The following is an 18,198-nucleotide window of genomic DNA, read 5'->3' as shown; positions in this document are numbered from 1 at the left end:
CCCGACCGCCCGGATGGCGGTAGACCAAATGTTTAACAACCCGCATATTTTACGCGGGTAAGATTATTTGTATGATTCCAAAAACTTTTAAAGAGGTCATTGACCTCGGTGACGGTAGGGAAATCTCTATCGAAACCGGAAAATTGGCAAAACAGGCCCATGGTTCTGTGGTTGTCCAATCAGGCAAGTGTATGTTATTATGTACCGTTGTCTCCAATTATCAAGCTTCGGATGTGGACTTTTTGCCACTTACCGTGGATTATCGTGAAAAATTTGCCGCTGCTGGGCGTTATCCCGGCGGATTCTTTAAACGTGAGGCCAGACCCAGCGATGGCGAGGTCTTGACCATGCGTTTGGTGGACAGGGTATTGCGCCCATTATTCCCAAAAGATTATCATGCTGAAACTCAGGTGATGATTCAATTGATGTCGCACGACGACGAAGTAATGCCCGATGCAATGGCCGGATTGGCTGCTTCGGCTGCCATTCAATTGTCCGACCTTCCTTTTGAATGTCCCATATCTGAGGTTCGTGTAGGTCGAGTTGACGGTCAGTTGATCATCAACCCAACCCGTGCCCAACTGGAAGAATCGGATATTGATATGGTAATCGGTGCTTCTGCCGATTCAGTAATGATGGTTGAAGGTGAAATGAGTGAAATTTCCGAGGAGGAAATGGTTGAAGCCATCAAGTTCGCCCATGAGGCCATTAAAGTACAATGTGCCGCACAGGTGAAATTGGCCGAAGCCTTTGGCAAGAAAGAAACCAGAGAGTACGAGCTAGAAACTGAGGACGAAGATCTTCAGAAGAAAATCCACGATATGGCCTATGATAAGGTCTACGAAGTGGCCAAGGCCGGTTCTTCCAAAAAAGAGCGCAGCGAAGCTTTTGCTGCCATCAAGGAAGAAATCAAGGAAAGTTTTTCTGAAGAAGAGCTGGAGGAAATCGGTGGATTGGTTTCCAAGTACTATCACAAAGCCGAAAAAGAGGCCGTTCGTAACCTTACTTTAGAGGAAGGTCTTCGATTGGATGGTAGGAAAACCAATGAAATTCGCCCTATTTGGTGTGAAGTGGATTATTTGCCATCCGTACATGGATCGGCCATCTTCACCAGAGGGGAAACACAAGCATTGGCAACGGTAACTTTAGGTACTTCCCGTGAAGCCAATCAAATTGATATGCCGTCGTTTGAAGGTGAAGAAACCTTCTATTTGCACTACAACTTCCCTCCTTTTTCAACTGGGGAAGCAAGACCTATTCGTGGTACCTCCCGTAGGGAAGTGGGTCACGGAAACTTGGCCCAACGTGCACTTAAGGGCATGATTCCAGAGGATTGTCCATATACCGTTCGTGTGGTTTCCGAAGTATTGGAATCCAACGGTTCCTCTTCCATGGCCACCGTTTGTTCCGGAACCATGGCGTTGATGGATGCCGGGGTTCAATTGAAAAAACCAGTATCTGGTATTGCCATGGGATTGATCACCGATACCGAAACCGGCAAATATGCCGTTCTTTCGGATATTTTGGGTGATGAAGATCACTTGGGTGACATGGATTTTAAGGTAACGGGTACCGCAGATGGTATCACCGCTTGCCAAATGGACATTAAAGTAAAAGGTCTTTCCTATGAGATCTTGGTAAAAGCCTTGATGCAGGCCAATGAGGGTAGGATGCATATCCTAAAAGAATTGACCGACACTATCGCTGAACCAAGACCTGAGGTGAAATCCTACGCACCAAAAATTGTTACCAAAATCATTCCTGGAGAATATATTGGAGCACTTATTGGTAAAGGTGGAGAGGTTATTCAAGAGCTTCAAAAAACAACCAAAACAACCATTGTCATCAATGAAGACCCGGATACTGAAGAAGGTATTGTGGAGATTTTGGGTACAGATCAGGATGGTATCAATGCGGTATTGGCCAAAATTGATTCCTTAATGTTCAAGCCTGAAGTAGGTAGTGTTTACGAAGTAAAAGTTATCAAAATATTGGATTTTGGTGCTGTTGTGGAATACGTTGATGCTCCTGGAAACGAAGTGCTATTGCACGTTTCTGAATTGGCTTGGGAACGTACTGAAAACGTTACCGATGTGGTTAACATGGGCGATGTCATCGATGTGAAATACTTCGGTATAGACCCCAAGACCCGCAAGGAAAAGGTTTCCAGAAAAGCCTTGTTGCCAAAACCCGAAGGATACCAAGAACGATCTCGAAGCAATGACCGAGGTGGTGATCGCAGAGGCGGTGGTGACCGTAGAGGTGGAAATAGAGACAGGGATAGAAAACCCAGAAGGGATTAACTGTCTTTCAAGTTTATATGCTAAGAACCCCGGGGAATCCCGGGGTTTTCTGTTTTTAAGGAAATTATTTACAAATTAATTTTATCAAATTGTAACATTTTGGTTTTTTCAACGTATAAACTAATGAGCTTCGGTTCAAAAACTTAATTTGAAGGGAAAATTAGATGAGACAGTTAAAGATTACAAAACAGGTTACCAACAGGGAAACCGCATCGTTGGACAAGTACTTGCAGGAAATTGGTAAGGTGGATTTGATCACCGCCGATGAGGAAGTGGAATTGGCCCAGCGTATTAAAGCGGGAGACCAAGTAGCCTTGGAAAAATTAACCAAAGCCAACCTCAGATTCGTGGTTTCTGTTGCAAAGCAGTACCAAAACCAAGGATTGACCCTCCCCGATTTGATCAATGAGGGGAATTTAGGATTGATCAAAGCTGCACAGCGTTTTGATGAAACCCGTGGATTTAAGTTCATTTCCTATGCCGTTTGGTGGATTCGTCAATCCATTCTACAGGCATTGGCCGAACAATCCCGTATTGTGCGTTTGCCGTTGAACAAAATCGGTTCCATCAACAAAATCAATAAGACATTTGCTTTCTTGGAGCAAGCTCATGAGCGTGTGCCTTCTGCAGAGGAAATTGCCAAAGAATTGGACATGACCGTTGAGGATGTGAAGCAATCTTTGAAAAACTCAGGTCGACACGTATCCATGGATGCTCCGTTGATCGATGGTGAGGATTCCAACTTGTACGATGTATTGCGAAGTGGGGAATCTCCGAATCCAGATAAAGAGTTATTGCACGAATCCTTACGCACTGAAATTGAGCGTGCTTTGGAGACCTTGACCCCTAGAGAGGCTGATGTTATAAGGCTTTACTTCGGGTTGGCCGGACAACATTCCATGACCTTGGAGGAGATTGGTGAGACTTTTGACTTGACTAGGGAACGTGTTCGTCAAATCAAGGAAAAGGCCATTAGACGTTTAAAACATACGTCCAGAAGTAAGATTTTAAAGACATATTTAGGGTAAATTGTAAAATTTACACCGCAAATTACAGTTAAACTAGTCTTAAATTGTTTTTTTGGCAGGAAAGTTGTAATTTGGATACCTACAACAGTTTATCATGACTGTTCGTTTTTTGATTGATGAATAAACTCCGGCTGATTACCGGAGTTTTTTCATTTTATACAATCAAGTTTTAAGAAGATTTATCTCTTTTTCTCCCCGTTGACCAATCGCATGATCTGCAATGGATTTTCTTGTTTTAATTCATCGGGCAAAAGGGCATCTGGAAAGTTTTGGTAGCAAACTTGTCGCGCAAAACGCTCAATGGCCTTTGTTCCCACAGAGGTGGACCTTGAGTCTGTTGTAGCGGGATAAGGACCACCATGAACCATGGCATGACATACTTCAACCCCTGTTGGGAATCCATTGATCAACAAACGTCCCACTTTTTCCTCTAAAATATCGATAAGCTCCTTGTTGTTCAATAGATCTTCCTCGGTACCATGAATGGTTGCCGTTAAATGGCCATGAAGGTTCCGGGCTATTTCGAGCATTTCATTGTTATCCGAAGTATTCACCAATAAGGTTGATGGACCAAAAACCTCTTCTTCCAACAGCGTATTGGACAAGAAGTTTTTGCCCTCCGTGGCAAACAAATTGGCATTTCCATGATTTCCTCCCGCATCGGCACCTTTTGCCAAGAATTCAACTCCCTGCTGTGACGACAGTTCTTTTACGCCACCATCAAAAGCATTGTGAATTCCAGACGTAAGCATCGCTGATGAATTGGATTCTGCCACCAAACTGGTCAATGAGGTCTTAAAAGCCTTGGTTTCTTCAGATTCATGGGCAATGACCACTCCGGGGTTGGTACAAAACTGTCCAACACCCAATGTGAAGGAACCATGAAGTTGTTGACTAAGTTCTTCGCCTTTTTCGGCCATGGCTCCCGGTAAAATAAACACAGGATTGGTACTTCCCATTTCTGCATAAACGGGAATTGGATTCACACGTCTAGAAGCTGCATCAAACAATGCTCTACCTCCACCAAGGGAACCGGTAAAGCCGACCGCGTGGATACCACTATGGCCTACCAAGCCCATTCCCACTTCATGGGAGATACCATGTACCATGGAAAAAACACCATCAGGCATTCCTGTCTTTTTAGCTGCTGCAATGATAGCTTCAGCCACCAATTCGCAAGTTCCGGGGTGCGCTGGGTGCGCTTTTACCACCACTGGACAACCAGCTGCCAATGCACTGGCGGTGTCACCACCTGCCACTGAAAATGCCAATGGGAAGTTACTTGCACCAAATACAGCTACTGGGCCCAATGGGCGCAACATACTTCGGATATCCACTCGCGGTAAGGGCTGCCTGTCTGGGATGGCCTCATCAATTCTTGCATCGACCCACGATCCTTCACGTAAAACGGTAGCGAACAGTTTCATTTGCCCCATGGTCCTGCCTCTTTCTCCCGTAATTCTTCCTTCTGGGAGTCCAGTTTCTGCGCAGGCGCGTTGTACCAAGGGGTCACCAAGGGCCAATATTTCGTCAGCTATGGCATCCAAAAAGGCTGCTTTTTCTGCCCCTGATTTATTTTTATAGACCTTGAAGGCCTTCTCGGCCTTTTCAACGGCTATATTTATTTCTTCTTCAATAGCCTCTGTGAAGGCTGTTTCCAGATTTTCCCCGGTACTAGGGTTAATTCCATAAAAATTGTTGGCCCCTAAGGCCGATTTCTCATTTCCTAGGTAATTCTTGCCTTGTAATTGCATGTTTTGGGATTAATTTATCCGATTGTGTTTGTTAATGTTCCTATATTATCAATGGTAATATTGATTTCATCATTCTGTGCCAACGTAAAATCCGTTCCAGGCACGATACCAGTTCCTGTCATTAAAAAACATCCGTAAGGATAGGTAGTATGTTTGTAAAGATACTTAACAATATCCTCAAACTTGCGCACTATTTGATCTATTCCAATTTCACCTGAAAAAACCTTTTCTCCATTTCGCACGATATCCAAATAGATCTTGGCATCTTGTGGAAAAGGACCGTCGGTAACCAGAATACAGGGACCAATAGCGGCACTTCGGTCATAATTTTTCGCCTGAGGAAGATATAAAGGGTTTTCTCCTTCAATACTTCTGCTGCTCATGTCGTTGCCTATGGTATACCCCACAATCTTTCCAGACGAAGTAATGCACAGTGTAAGCTCAGGTTCTGGCACGTCCCAAGTGGAGTCGTCCCGAATAGCTACTTTCTCTAAATGACCAACGGCCCTTGCTGCTGTGGATTTGAAGAACAACTCTGGTCGTTCTGCATTGTACACACGTTCGTAGAAATCGCTACCGCCAGCTTCCTTGGCTTCCTCCTGACGCCCCATTTTGCTGTTGAAATACGTAACGCCCGTTGCCCAAATCTCCTGATTCTCGATAGGTTTCAACAAATGATCGGAAATCAATTCTGGACCATTTTCAATGGGTTGATTTTGACTAACTATGGATTTGCACTTCTGAAAAAGAGAATCATCATTGATGAATTCATCCCAACTTGCGTCACTCAAGTAGTATTTTCCTTCTGCTTGAAGTACAATCCCTTTTGATGTTCGATAAACTTTCATGGTTTTAATTTACAAATAGACTTATGATTAATATTGCAATTATCGAGGTCAGACCAACGACCAAGGTTCCTAAACTTTGAAACTTGTACCCCTGGCTGACATTCATTCCACTCATTTGGGTCATTACCCAGAAAAAACTGTCATTGGCATGGGAGACCACCATGGATCCCGCACCAATAGAGACTACCAACAAAGCTTTGTCCATTTCACTTTCCATACCCAAACTTGGCATCATGGGTAGCATAATGGACGCTGTGGTAATCAAAGCTACCGTAGAGGAGCCTTGGGCCAATTTTATAGCCGAGGCTATCAAAAAAGGCAGGAAAAAGCTAAGGTTCAGGTCACTCAAAGCTTCTCCCATTACATCGGCAATGCCTGAATTTTGGAGCATCTTCCCAAAAACACCTCCTGCACCTGTTATCAACAAAATATTGGCCGATTCTTTTAGGGCCTTGCCAACCCACCCCTCTGTAGATATTAATTCTTTTTTTAGCTTTTTGGGTAGTGAAAAAGCCAAAAACATACCAATGACCAAGGCAATTACCGGTTCTCCCAAAAATTGAAGAAAGGATTGCCAATCAGCAATTTCCTGAGCATCAATGGTTTTCATTCTTGAATTGATCATAATCAAGATGATGGGTACCACAATGGGCAAAGATGCTTTAAAAGCGGACGGTGCCGTTTTCATTTTAAGGTCTATGCTTTCCTGAGAAATATCAGGGTTCGGCTCAATATAGGTTTTAGCGGCAAACTTGGTGGCAAAAACCAATGCCATGACCAACGCCAATATACTAATTGGAATGGCCAAGGCCAAAACCAAACCTAAATCAGCATTTAAAATACCCGCTGCAGCAATGGGACCAGGTGTTGGAGGCACCAAATTATGAGTTACCGTTAACCCCATGGCCAATGCAACAGCTGAACCCGCCAAACTGATTCCTGCTTTTTTGGACAAACTCTTGTTCAATGGGGAAAGTAAAATGAAACCGCTATCTGCATAAACCGGAATGGATACAAAATATCCCAAGATTCCCATAGCAGCAGCAACCCGCTTTTTCCCTACAATTTTTATGACCGCTTCTGCGAGGGCATAAGCACCTCCTGTATTTTCCAAAAAAGCTCCAATGATCACCCCAAATATGATAACCAAACCAATCTTTCCAAGAGTTCCTCCAAAACCATCATTGATCGTATCCAAAATAAGGCTATAATCCATTCCGGCTGCAAAGCCGAAAAACACAGCTACCATAAAAAGGGCCAAAAAAGGATGAAGCCGCAAATAATTGATCATAAAAATGATAAGAGCAATACTCAACAGTAAATAAACAACTAACATATATGGATGGTTATATTTTGAGGATTATCAATGGAGATCTCCTTTTACCACACTACCTGAGCCTCCCACCAAAATATCAAGATCAGCTCCTTTTTCTGCTTGTTCCACATGGTTCAAATAAATTTTTACATAGCCCCGATCTGTGTGAGGTGCTGGTGGTGACCATGCCGCCCTTCTTTTTTCCAATTCTTCGGGGGAAACATCAAGGTGCAACCGTCTGTTCTCAACATCGAGTTCAATATAATCGCCATTTTGAACCAAGGCAAGGTTACCTCCTATGGCCGATTCAGGTGACACGTGCAAGATAACCGTTCCATAAGCGGTTCCACTCATCCTACCATCCGAAATACGAACCATGTCCTTCACCCCCTGCATGATCAATTTTTCGGGTAGGTCTACATTTCCCACTTCCGGCATGCCGGGATACCCTTTGGGTCCTACATTTTGAAGTACGATCACACTATCTGCGTCAATGTCCAAATCGGGGTCATCCACCCGGGCATGGTAATCGTCCATACTGGTAAATACCACAGCCTTTCCCCGATGCTTCATCAGTTCAGGTGTGGCCGCTGATGGTTTTATCACAGCACCATTCTCACATAAATTGCCTTTTAAAACAGCAATACCGGCATCTTTTTGGAATGGGGTTTCGTACTTGGAAATAACCTCTTCATTGTAACAAACTGCTTTTTCACAATTCTCATGATGGGATTTGCCATTCGCAGTGATGGTTGTATGGAGTTTGGATTTCAATTCTTTCAAAACAACGGATAGCCCACCTGCATAAAAATAATCTTCCATTAAATGTTTTCCAGAGGGCATTAGATTGACCAACAACGGGATTTTGCTTCCTAAATCATCAAAATCCTCCAGTTTTAAGGGAACTCCCATTCTACCCGCAATGGCTATCAAATGGATAATTAGGTTTGTTGAACCTCCAACGGCTGCATTTACCACAATGGCATTTTCAAAGGCTTCTCGGGTCAATATTTTTGACAGGGTCAAATCTTCATTGACCATCTCCACTATCCTTCTCCCAGAAAGTTGGGCCATTACCTTTTTCCGTGCATCAACCGCTGGAATGGCAGACGCTCCCGGCAAGGTCAACCCCAAAGCTTCGGCCATGGTGGCCATGGTTGAAGCCGTACCCATGGTGTTGCAGTGTCCTGCACTCCTAGCGGCACATATTTCGGCTTCTAAGAAATCCTCATCGGTGAACTTGTCTTTTTTCTGCTTTTCCTTGATCATCCAATTGAACGACCCAGAACCTATTTCACCTCCCCTAAACTTTCCATTGAGCATGGGTCCTCCGGGCACCACAATGGTAGGAAGGTCTACACTACAAGCGCCCATAATGGTAGACGGTGTAGTCTTGTCGCACCCTGTCAATAAAACAATGCCATCCAAAGGGTTGGCCCTGATGGATTCTTCCACATCCATACTGGCCAAATTCCTGAAGAGCATTGTAGTTGGGCGCATTATGGTCTCTCCGAGGGACATTACCGGAAATTCCAAAGGAAATCCCCCGGCTTCAAGAACACCTTTTTTAACGATTTCCGAAAATTCCCGTAAATGTCCATTGCAAGGGGTCAATTCAGACCACGTATTACAGATTCCAATTACAGGTTTTCCCCTGAACATATCGTCGGGATAGCCTTGATTACGAAGCCAAGAACGGTGCACAAAACCCATCTTGTCATTACTTCCAAACCACTCTTTACTACGTAGGTCTTTCTTGTTCGCTTTCATTTATTTTTATGATTGCCTAAATATACTCAATCGATTGAGATAAAAATAAGCGGGTTCGCAGTCAAACAAAATAAACGCTGATCGTGATTTCTAAAAACAACAACCCAATTAAGAATATCAGATTCCTTTACGTGTAAAAATGGATGTTTGCCGTTCAAAAACTGTTGTCTACCTTGCCTTGTCCAAAAACCTTCTACCTATTTCGTATTTTCACTTGAAAATTTGTATCTGCCGCCAAACCTCGGGGTCTTCCCTTAAAAAAATTAGGCCGATTCAAAGAGAGCCTCTTTCATGATTGAGAAGTTTTTTGGCACAAAGCACAGAATCTATTACCATATTCTTTTTTGGTTGGCCTATATCTTGTTTTACACCATTTTTTGGGGCAGTTATGAAGGCAATAATTACTTTGATGAAACCTTGCAATTGCTGTTTCTGCTGCCCTGGAAGTTGATTCCCACTTATATTACCCTGTATTACTTGATGCCAAAGTACCTATACCCCAAACGGACCACGATGTATATTGTGCTGTCCATTATTCTGGCAGTTTCAATGGGTTTGATGGATCGGTACATGAATTGGAAATATCTCTATCATTGGTTCAATCCGGAAAATGAATATTGGAAAGACCCACTTTGGTACCTTCCCAAGGTTATCAACTCCATGCTCAGTGTTTATACACCCGTTTTTGTGGCCATGGCAATAAAATTGCAACGGTTTTATTATAAAAAAGAGCAAATCAATAAAGATCTGGAAAAAGAAAAAATAGAGACCGAGCTTAAATTTTTGAAGGCACAAATACATCCCCATTTCCTCTTCAATACGTTGAACAGCATTTACTCCCTATCCTTGGAAAAGTCTTCAAAGACCCCAGATGCGGTTCTGGGACTATCCAAATTTTTGGATTATATGTTGTACGATTGCAATGACCGTTTAATATCTGTTGAAAAAGAATGGGAAGAGCTTATGAACCTAGTGGCATTGGAACAATTACGGTATGGAGATAAGCTGACCATTTCAACTAAGTTTGAAAATGACAATGTTGAAAGTTTCATTCCGCCGTTATTGCTCTTACCCTTCGTGGAAAACGCCTTTAAACACGGTGCCGATACCTTGCTCGAGGACTCGTACATAAACATACATCTAAAATCGGACAACAAGCAACTTTGGTTTACTGTTGAGAACAGTAAGGCACCCAATGAGGAAAGTGAGGAACTGGACGGGGACAAGAACATTGGCCTAAAGAATGTGAAACGTAGATTGGCCCTCTTTTTTCCAGATAAGCACCATTTGCAGATCCATGAGGAGCCCAATCGATTTTTGATTACATTGGAAATTGATTTAAGCGGTATAAATTCACAAGCAGCTTATGGACAAAACAATTAAATGCATTATTGTGGATGATGAGCCCTTGGCCAGAAAAGTATTGGTGAAATACGCCGATCAAATGTCCAATCTGGAAGTTGTAGCGGTGTGCCCTAATGCAGTTGAGGCCTTCAGCTACCTACAAAAAGGAAATATTGATCTTGTTTTTTTGGACATAAAAATGCCAAAAATCAATGGATTGGAGCTTCTTGAGTCCCTTAATCCTGCTCCATTGGTGGTCTTTACAACGGCCTACCGTGAATTTGCCATCAAAGCCTTTGAACTGGATGCGATAGATTATCTTCTAAAACCAATTTCCCTTGGTCGTTTTATGAAGACCATTACCAAAGTGAACAAGTATTTATCTGGACACCATCTGCAAACATCCCTTGATAACCCACCTCAACCAAAAGACAATACTTCCAATCCAAAGACAGAACCTGAACTTCTTTACATTAAATCCCAACGCAAAACGGTGAAACTGGACCTGTCGGAAATTCTTTATTTGGAAAGTTTGAACGACAAGGTCACCATTCATACTTCAGATGGCGAAGTCCAAACCACACAACGTATTGGTTTTCTTGAAGAAAAACTACCCAACACCAAGTTTTTGAGAATCCACAGATCTTTTATTGTCTCCTTGGAGAAAGTTACCGCCTTTAATACCATTATGACCGAGGTTAATGGCAAGGAACTTCCCATTGGGAGAAACTACAGGTCTCATGCCATGGCTGTTTTACAGGACCATCCGCACTAGTTTTACCTGAATGGCGTTAAGCATTTCTTAAATAAGGCAATAACGCTCTTTCCATAACGCCAACAACACTTAAAAAAACATTTTCGGTACTGAACAGGGATCAAACGTCATTTGCGCCAAGATCCATGACATTTCCAAAAACCATTTGAAAAAGAGGTTGGTACAATGGTTCTTTGGGTATCATCAAAAAACGAACAGTCCATGAAAAAACTATGGCCACTGACCTTTCTTCTATGGGGCACCGTTGGATTTTCACAAAATGGAAACGACACAAGAACACAATATCAGTATCAAATCAAAAGAACATCGATACCCATAACTTTGGATGGGGTCATTGGAGATAATGAATGGGCCGAACATGCGACAACCTCTTCCTTCTTTAACCACTGGCCCGTTGACGAAGGTGAAGCTCAAAACCAGACCGAGGTAAAAATGACCTATGACGATCACCATTTATATGTAGTGGCCAAATGCTACGACCAAGGAAAAAGAATAGTGCAATCCTTGGTACGCGACAACGATCCAGATTTTTGGGGCAGTGACAATTTTACGGTGGCCATGGATCCCGTGAACACCAAACAAAGCGGATTTATGTTTGGGGTAACTGCCGGAGGGGGTGAAATTGAAGGCACCTTGACCTTGGAGGGTGCACAAACATACAGTTCAGAGAATTGGGACAACAAATGGACTTCCAAAACAGTCCAATACGAGGATTATTGGGTCGTAGAGATTTCCATTCCTTTTAAGACCTTACGATACAATGCCAATCAACGCCAATGGGGCATCAACTTTATTCGAGGTGACAAAAGCAACAATGTATACACCACATGGACCCAATTTCCGGTGAATTTTAATGGAGTTGGCATGAACTACATGGGGTCATTGGTATGGGACCAGAGTCCAGAAAAAGCCAAGGGAACCTTTATTTTAAATCCTTACGTGACTTCTTCATCATTGCGTGACTATGAAAACAGTGAACAAGAAGAAGCAGAATTGAAAAGTGATTTGGGTGGAGACGTAAAGGTGGCTTTGACCAGTAATTTGAATTTGGATCTAACCTTGTTCCCTGACTTTTCCAATGCCGATGTGGACCAGCAGGTAACCAATATTACTCGGTTCGATATTTTTTTGCCTGAACAGCGGAATTTCTTCCTGGAGAATAACGACATCTTTTCCAACTTCGGAACCTATGACATCAAACCGTTTTTTTCACGAAGGATAGGCCTTAATGATGGTGAACCCATCCCCATAGACTTTGGGGGCAGACTAACCGGAAACATTACCCCCAATTTACGCATTGGTGTCATGGATGTCCAAACCCGTCGTACGGATGAATTTGCAGCCCAAAACTATAGCGTGGCAGCCTTTCAACAAAAAATACTGAAACGGTCGGTCATTAAGGGGATGTTTATGAACCGACAGGCCACCAGTAATACCACAGAAATGGAATATACCAGAAATCTGGGATTGGAGTTTACCTACGTATCCGAAAGTGGCAAACTCAATAACACGACCATGTACCACAACTCCTTGACCCCAGAAAATTTTGATGACACCCACTTTTATGGTTTTTGGGGTTCCTATAATTCAAAGCGATTTAAAACTGGGTGGCTCTTTAATGTGGTGGGAGATAATTACATCACAGAATTGGGAATCAATCCCCGGTTGGATAATTACAATGCAGAAACGGAAGAGACCATTCGAGTGGGTTACACCTTGATCAATCCATGGGTGCGTTATCTCTTTTTTCCAGAACGGGAAAACCGGAAGTTTAACTATCACGGCATTAGAACTTGGAACAATCTCTACCTGAACAATGACGGTACATTTAATGAACGTCATAACAATTTTGCCTACGATTTTGAATATCGAAACACGGCCAAGCTCAACCTTATTGCTCGCAACCAAGAAGTAGACCTTCTCTTCCCCACTTCGTTGATTGGAGATGAGTTCACCCCAATTCCCGTTGGCAACTATTCATTTTCCAGATTTGATGTGCAATACAGTTCCGATGTGCGTAAAACTTTTGTATGGAATACACTGACCGGATATGGAAGCTTCTATAATGGAACTCGGTTGGGAGCCATGGTTCAAGGTTCTTTCCGGTTTAGGCCATGGGGTACTTTTGGAATCACTTATGATTACAATGATATCCGTTTGGCGGATGGCTACGGAAAAAACAATCTTCATTTGGTCCGATTCAACGGTAATATCAGCTTCTCCAATAAGCTATTTTTCACCAATGTGCTCCAGTACACCTCCAGGAATGATAATTTCAGTGCGTTCTCTCGTTTGCAATGGCGGTATAGCCCCATGTCTGATATCTTTCTTATTTACAATGAAAATCATGATACCACGGGCTTGGGTATTAAAAATAGGTCTATTGTGCTCAAGGTCACTTATTGGTTATAAAATTAAAGCTAACACCAGTATTAAAAACTACGCGGTTTCGCAATCGATTGAGACAAATTGATTATTGATTCGTTATTTCTCTAAAATAATCAGGATGAACTTGTTATATTTCTGATTTTTAAGAGATAAAGATTATTGCGTCTTTAATTATTTGCTACCTTTCTTCTCTCATAAAACCGATTTGTTCATATCCAAAGCCTAACAAATTTTAACCAATGCACATAATGAAACAAACTCTGTCCATTTTTACAGTGGCCCTGCTCCTTTTTGCATCCTGCAAAAAACAGGAAGAAGAAAAAATCAATTATCTAGTTGATGAATCCGTAAAAACACGAATTGACTCCACCTTACAAAGCTTTGTTGATCTCGGTGATGTGGCTGGAGCCTCAGCCTTGATCTTTGAAAAAGGTGAGGAGGTCTATTACAATGCCTTTGGCTACGCCGATTTGAAGAACAAGAAGCCCATGGAGCGTAACACCTTAGTGCAGATCTATTCCATGACCAAACCCATAACCGGCACTGCCTTAATGACCCTGTATGAAGAAGGAAAGTTCCAATTGGACGACCCTTTGGAAAAATATGCCCCAGAATTTGCCAATATGCAGGTCTACGTAGGTTACGATTCCATTGCCGGTGAAATGATCTTGGAACCCGCAAAACGTCCCATTACCATTCGAGACATTACCCGGCACACCGCTGGTTTTTCAGGTAGACGAGATCTTCCCGGTTTGGGCGAAGCCATAGCAGAAGCAGATGCTTTGAACCGAGAAAACACGCTGGCGGATATGGCCAAGAAATTGAGCACCATTCCTCTGGGTTACCATCCAGGGGAGCATTGGGAATATGGCATCTCCGTTGACGTACAGGCGTACTTGGTGGAACTTCTTTCAGGACAACCGTATGCCGAGTATGTACAAGAGCATGTATTGGGCCCTTTAAAAATGAATGAAACCCGATATTTTGTTCCCGAATCGGATAGAAACCGGATGTCTTCTGCCTATAGGCATGAGGGCGACTCCCTTATTCAACTGCCCGACGAAGAAGCCCACGCCTATAACTATACAAAATGGCCTTTGACTCCTGGTGGCTGGGGATTTACTTCCACTTTGGACAATTACATGCGTTTTGCACAAATGTTGGTAAATAAAGGCACTTTGGAAGGGGTTCAGGTCTTGGATTCAAGCACGGTAAAACTTATGGCCACCAACCATTTGGATGAGCGCATTGAAGAACGTTCTTGGCTGCCCAGCAAGGGGCAGGTTGGTTTTGGGATTGACTTTGCCGTTAGATTACGTCCCCCAGCTTCTGCTGAGGAAAACACTGGGGTTGTGGGCGAATTCTTTTGGGATGGGGCAGCCAGTACACTTTTTTGGGTAGATCCTGTAAACGACCTCACCGCTGTGTTCTTTGTGCAGATTTTTCCGTATAACGGCACCTTGCACAAAAGATTCAGGGATGCCGTTTACGGACCCTTTTCTCCCGAAGAAAGCACATCCGAATAGGTTTCAATTGTAGGGTAAAGCGTAACATTTCACTACCTTTGTAAGTAACTAGTTGATTCTTACATGAGCAAAAAGATCATTGCACCTTCCCTACTGGCGTCGGATTTTGCCAATTTACAGCGCGATATTGAAATGGTGAACCAAAGTGAGGCGGATTGGTTTCACTTGGACATCATGGATGGGATATTTGTACCCAATATTTCCTTTGGAATGCCAGTGGTGAAGGCCATTGCCAAGCATGCCAAGAAAACGTTGGATATGCACCTTATGATTGTTGACCCAGACAGGTACATTAAAACGTTTGCCGAGCTTGGGGTCAATAACCTTACGGTGCATTATGAAGCCTGTCCCCATTTGCACAGAACCCTTCAGGCCATAAAGGCCGAAGGCATGAAAGCTGGAGTGGCCCTGAACCCACACACTTCTATTGACCTATTGGAAGATATCATACAAGAGGTTGATATTGTGAACTTGATGAGTGTAAACCCAGGTTTTGGCGGTCAATCCTTTATTGAGCACACCTACAAAAAAGTAAAAGACCTAAAAAATCTCATCCAACAGAAAAATTCCAGTGCTCTTGTTGAAATTGATGGTGGGGTAAATGCGACCAATGCAAAAAAGTTGGTGGATGCAGGTGTGGATGTATTGGTTGCTGGTAATTTTGTGTTTTCAAGCGAGAATCCAACCCAAACCATTAAAGATTTAAAAGAAGAGATTGCCTAATGCAAGAGTTTGATGTTGTCATCATTGGAGGGGGGCCTATTGGCATTGCTTGTGGTCTAGAGGCAAAAAAGCAAGGGGTTACCTATGTGATCATTGAAAAAGGTCCCATTGTAAATTCATTGTTCAACTACCCTATCAACATGCAGTTTTTCTCCTCCTCGGAAAAGCTGGAGATTGATGAGATTCCTTTCATCAGTAAAGAAGCAAAGCCCAAAAGAAATGAGGCTTTGGAATATTATCGCCGTATTGTAACCTCAAACGATTTAAACATCCATCTTTTTGAAAAGGTATTGGACGTGGAAAAAGAAGGGGAATCTTTCACTGTAGAAACGGACAAAGATCAGTACCAAGCCAAAAATGTCATCGTGGCCACCGGATTTTACGATTTGCCCAATAAAATTAATGTGCCTGGGGAAGATTTACCAAAGGTTTCGCACTATTACAAAGACCCCCATTTTTACGCCAGTCAAAAATTAGTGGTAATCGGTGCCAGTAATTCTGCCATCGATGCCGCCTTGGAATGCTGGCGGAAAGGTGCAGAAGTCACCTTGATCATTCGTGGGCCGGAAGTGGGCCAGCGAGTCAAATATTGGGTACGTCCCGATATTATTAACCGGATTGAGGAAGGCAGCATAAAAGCCTATTACAACTCCACCGTAAAAGAAATCAAACCCCATGAAATTATTCTTAACACTCCGGAAGGTGAGGTGACCCTTGCCAACGATTTTGTGCTGGCACTAACAGGTTATATGCCCAATTTTGAGTTTCTCGAAAAACTTGGCATTCAACTTTCAGCCGATGAAAAACGGTTGCCGTCTTATGACCCAGAAACGATGGAAACCAACGTTCCAGGGCTGTTTTTGGCCGGGGTGATCTGCGGTGGAATGGAAACCCACAAATGGTTTATTGAAAACTCGCGAATCCACGCCCCCATCATCATCAAAACCATAAAACAGAAGTTGCAATTGGTTGGGAAAGATTCTTAAAACCACTTAATTTTCGTATTTTCAGGGGACACACCGCGTCACCATGAAAATGATTCAACAATTCCATTTAGCCTCCCAATATCTGGCCATGGCCGGAAAGAGTTTCTTGGCACATAAAGAGGATGACAGCCATACCAATTTGGGATTTTCGGTTGCCAAAAAAAGTCTGTTGACCTGGCCTTTGGATGACACTGGAATCCAATTAGCGCTGAACTACACTACTTTTGCATTGGAATGGAAATCCACCACGCCCCAATTCCTTTCCCTAAAGGGAAAAACCCATATGGAAGTGTTGGAATGGTTGAAAACAATGGCTAAATCTTCCCATTTTACAAGACCCTACAAATATGACCTCCATTATAAACTCCCTTACCAGATGGATGAAAAAAACATATTTGAATTGACCAGCGATGATGAAGTACAAGAACTGATCCAAATCAGAACTTTGGCGCAAAATGTTCTGACCACTTTTTTAAAAGAGCAAAACTTGAAGTCAGACGTACGGGTGTGGCCCCACCATTTTGATACGGGTGCCTTTGCCCATTTGCATGATGGGTCTGGTAAATCTATGGGTCTGGGCTTGGCCATTCCAGATAACATGGTAGATGATTTTTATTTTTATATCAGTGGTTATCGCGGCAATACCGCTTTACGTACTTGGGCTTTTCCACCTTTATCACAGGGCAAGTGGCACAATAATGGTTTTAAGGGAGCGGTTCTGTCAGCCTCGGACATTACTGAGGAAATTGGGTTGCAGTTTTTTAGGGAGGCGTTGGGTGCATATAAAAAATAAGTCCTCAAAAAATAGTAATTTCACCTCCCTCCTATCATCATTAACAAGTCAATTTTTTGGAAAATAGATTTGCCAAATACTTAGATCCCAAAGAGAAAATTTTATGGTATGGACAACCTATAGTCAAGAAATCAAACTTCCTATATGAAAGTATACTTTATATAATAGGTTTTATATTACTCAAAGTTTTCTTGATATACACCTTTATTTTGTTTGCAACCAATGCTCCCATTTTTCTGAAAATTTTTGGAATATTATTTATAATCATTGCTGTTTTCCGATTGATGGCAATAACTTTTTTAAATAGAATTAGAAAATCTAAACTTAAATATGCCATCACCAATGAGAGAATTTTCGTTGAATACTGGTTTCTTAGGAAAAGAATAAAAAGTTATCGTATCAATTTATTGCCTAAACCTATACTTAGAGAGTACTCAAATGATGTTGGCACAATTCTCTTTTATTATGAAAAGCCTTGGTCGAACAAGATTTTTACATATGGTGTAGAATACGGATGGCGTGATCAGTTTAGAAGATTGGAACACATACCTCATGCCCCAGAAGTTTTGAATCTGATTATTGAACAAAGAAAATAATGTCATACCGAACAAAGCATGAGGAGGAATCTCATCCCCTTTTAGATTT

14 protein-coding genes are annotated in these 18,198 nt (G+C 42.5%); 10 read left to right on the top strand and 4 right to left on the bottom strand.

What is annotated here, in order from left to right; genetic code table 11:
* Positions 1-71 precede the first annotated feature (71 nt).
* Both FG28_RS11385 and FG28_RS11380 read left to right on the top strand, forming a co-directional pair.
* Entirely contained in the window at positions 72-2,303 is a 2,232-nt protein-coding gene (locus FG28_RS11385; RefSeq protein WP_036382922.1) for a polyribonucleotide nucleotidyltransferase, read from the top strand.
* 164 nt (positions 2,304-2,467) lie between these two features.
* A complete protein-coding gene (locus FG28_RS11380) occupies positions 2,468-3,331 on the top strand; it encodes an RNA polymerase sigma factor RpoD/SigA (protein ID WP_036382919.1) in 864 nt (287 codons plus the stop codon).
* A gap of 179 nt (positions 3,332-3,510) precedes the next feature.
* Here FG28_RS11380 and FG28_RS11375 read toward each other — a convergent pair whose 3' ends face one another.
* Genes FG28_RS11375 through FG28_RS11360 form a run of 4 tightly spaced genes read right to left on the bottom strand, consistent with a single transcriptional unit; the run spans position 3,511 to position 9,018 of the window.
* Positions 3,511-5,085: an aldehyde dehydrogenase (NADP(+)) gene (locus FG28_RS11375; RefSeq protein WP_036382917.1), complete on the bottom strand. Its 1,575-nt coding sequence runs from the start codon at positions 5,083-5,085 to the stop codon at positions 3,511-3,513.
* 14 nt (positions 5,086-5,099) lie between these two features.
* Positions 5,100-5,933: a fumarylacetoacetate hydrolase family protein gene (locus FG28_RS11370; RefSeq protein WP_036382915.1), complete on the bottom strand. Its 834-nt coding sequence runs from the start codon at positions 5,931-5,933 to the stop codon at positions 5,100-5,102.
* Between the two features lie 4 nt (positions 5,934-5,937).
* A complete protein-coding gene (locus FG28_RS11365) occupies positions 5,938-7,269 on the bottom strand; it encodes a GntP family permease (protein ID WP_036382913.1) in 1,332 nt (443 codons plus the stop codon).
* 27 nt (positions 7,270-7,296) lie between these two features.
* Entirely contained in the window at positions 7,297-9,018 is a 1,722-nt protein-coding gene (locus FG28_RS11360; RefSeq protein WP_036382911.1) for an IlvD/Edd family dehydratase, read from the bottom strand.
* A gap of 291 nt (positions 9,019-9,309) precedes the next feature.
* Between FG28_RS11360 and FG28_RS11355 the strand changes: the two genes are divergently transcribed.
* From FG28_RS11355 to FG28_RS11320, 8 genes are all read left to right on the top strand, one after another.
* Entirely contained in the window at positions 9,310-10,401 is a 1,092-nt protein-coding gene (locus FG28_RS11355) for a sensor histidine kinase (protein ID WP_051947287.1), read from the top strand.
* Positions 10,385-11,137 carry a LytTR family DNA-binding domain-containing protein gene (locus FG28_RS11350; RefSeq protein WP_036382909.1) on the top strand — a complete coding sequence of 251 codons (753 nt, stop codon included), beginning with the start codon at positions 10,385-10,387 and terminating at the stop codon, positions 11,135-11,137. Before FG28_RS11355 ends, FG28_RS11350 begins: the two co-directional genes overlap by 17 nt.
* A gap of 201 nt (positions 11,138-11,338) precedes the next feature.
* Positions 11,339-13,549 carry a DUF5916 domain-containing protein gene (locus FG28_RS11345; protein WP_036382907.1) on the top strand — a complete coding sequence of 737 codons (2,211 nt, stop codon included), beginning with the start codon at positions 11,339-11,341 and terminating at the stop codon, positions 13,547-13,549.
* Positions 13,550-13,773: 224 nt separating this feature from the next.
* Positions 13,774-15,051 (top strand): serine hydrolase, encoded by a 1,278-nt coding sequence (locus FG28_RS11340; RefSeq protein ID WP_036382905.1) that lies wholly within the window; start codon positions 13,774-13,776, stop codon positions 15,049-15,051.
* A gap of 63 nt (positions 15,052-15,114) precedes the next feature.
* Positions 15,115-15,774: a ribulose-phosphate 3-epimerase gene (gene rpe, locus FG28_RS11335; RefSeq protein ID WP_036382903.1), complete on the top strand. Its 660-nt coding sequence runs from the start codon at positions 15,115-15,117 to the stop codon at positions 15,772-15,774.
* Positions 15,774-16,760 (top strand): YpdA family putative bacillithiol disulfide reductase, encoded by a 987-nt coding sequence (locus tag FG28_RS11330; protein ID WP_036382901.1) that lies wholly within the window; start codon positions 15,774-15,776, stop codon positions 16,758-16,760. The genes rpe and FG28_RS11330 overlap by 1 nt, the downstream gene beginning before the upstream one ends.
* A 43-nt stretch (positions 16,761-16,803) precedes the next feature.
* Positions 16,804-17,553 (top strand): replication initiation protein, encoded by a 750-nt coding sequence (locus FG28_RS20155; protein ID WP_051947286.1) that lies wholly within the window; start codon positions 16,804-16,806, stop codon positions 17,551-17,553.
* Between the two features lie 56 nt (positions 17,554-17,609).
* Positions 17,610-18,149, top strand: coding sequence for a hypothetical protein (locus FG28_RS11320; RefSeq protein ID WP_036382898.1), 540 nt, complete (start codon positions 17,610-17,612; stop codon positions 18,147-18,149).
* Positions 18,150-18,198: the final 49 nt, after the last annotated feature.

It is taken from the genome of Muricauda sp. MAR_2010_75 (genome assembly GCF_000745185.1).
GTDB lineage: Bacteria > Bacteroidota > Bacteroidia > Flavobacteriales > Flavobacteriaceae > Flagellimonas.
Note: the sequence above shows the minus strand (reverse complement) of the source record. Positions and strands in the feature narration are given on the sequence as shown.

What these genes read in the sequence shown, in the direction of transcription:
- FG28_RS11385 (WP_036382922.1), top strand. Translation starts at nt 72, where the DNA reads ATGATTCCAAAAACTTTTAAAGAGGTCATTGACCTCGGTGACGGTAGG.
- FG28_RS11380 (WP_036382919.1), top strand. Translation starts at nt 2,468, where the DNA reads ATGAGACAGTTAAAGATTACAAAACAGGTTACCAACAGGGAAACCGCA.
- FG28_RS11375 (WP_036382917.1), bottom strand. Translation starts at nt 5,085, where the DNA reads ATGCAATTACAAGGCAAGAATTACCTAGGAAATGAGAAATCGGCCTTA.
- FG28_RS11370 (WP_036382915.1), bottom strand. Translation starts at nt 5,933, where the DNA reads ATGAAAGTTTATCGAACATCAAAAGGGATTGTACTTCAAGCAGAAGGA.
- FG28_RS11365 (WP_036382913.1), bottom strand. Translation starts at nt 7,269, where the DNA reads ATGTTAGTTGTTTATTTACTGTTGAGTATTGCTCTTATCATTTTTATG.
- FG28_RS11360 (WP_036382911.1), bottom strand. Translation starts at nt 9,018, where the DNA reads ATGAAAGCGAACAAGAAAGACCTACGTAGTAAAGAGTGGTTTGGAAGT.
- FG28_RS11355 (WP_051947287.1), top strand. Translation starts at nt 9,310, where the DNA reads ATGATTGAGAAGTTTTTTGGCACAAAGCACAGAATCTATTACCATATT.
- FG28_RS11350 (WP_036382909.1), top strand. Translation starts at nt 10,385, where the DNA reads ATGGACAAAACAATTAAATGCATTATTGTGGATGATGAGCCCTTGGCC.
- FG28_RS11345 (WP_036382907.1), top strand. Translation starts at nt 11,339, where the DNA reads ATGAAAAAACTATGGCCACTGACCTTTCTTCTATGGGGCACCGTTGGA.
- FG28_RS11340 (WP_036382905.1), top strand. Translation starts at nt 13,774, where the DNA reads ATGAAACAAACTCTGTCCATTTTTACAGTGGCCCTGCTCCTTTTTGCA.
- rpe (WP_036382903.1), top strand. Translation starts at nt 15,115, where the DNA reads ATGAGCAAAAAGATCATTGCACCTTCCCTACTGGCGTCGGATTTTGCC.
- FG28_RS11330 (WP_036382901.1), top strand. Translation starts at nt 15,774, where the DNA reads ATGCAAGAGTTTGATGTTGTCATCATTGGAGGGGGGCCTATTGGCATT.
- FG28_RS20155 (WP_051947286.1), top strand. Translation starts at nt 16,804, where the DNA reads ATGAAAATGATTCAACAATTCCATTTAGCCTCCCAATATCTGGCCATG.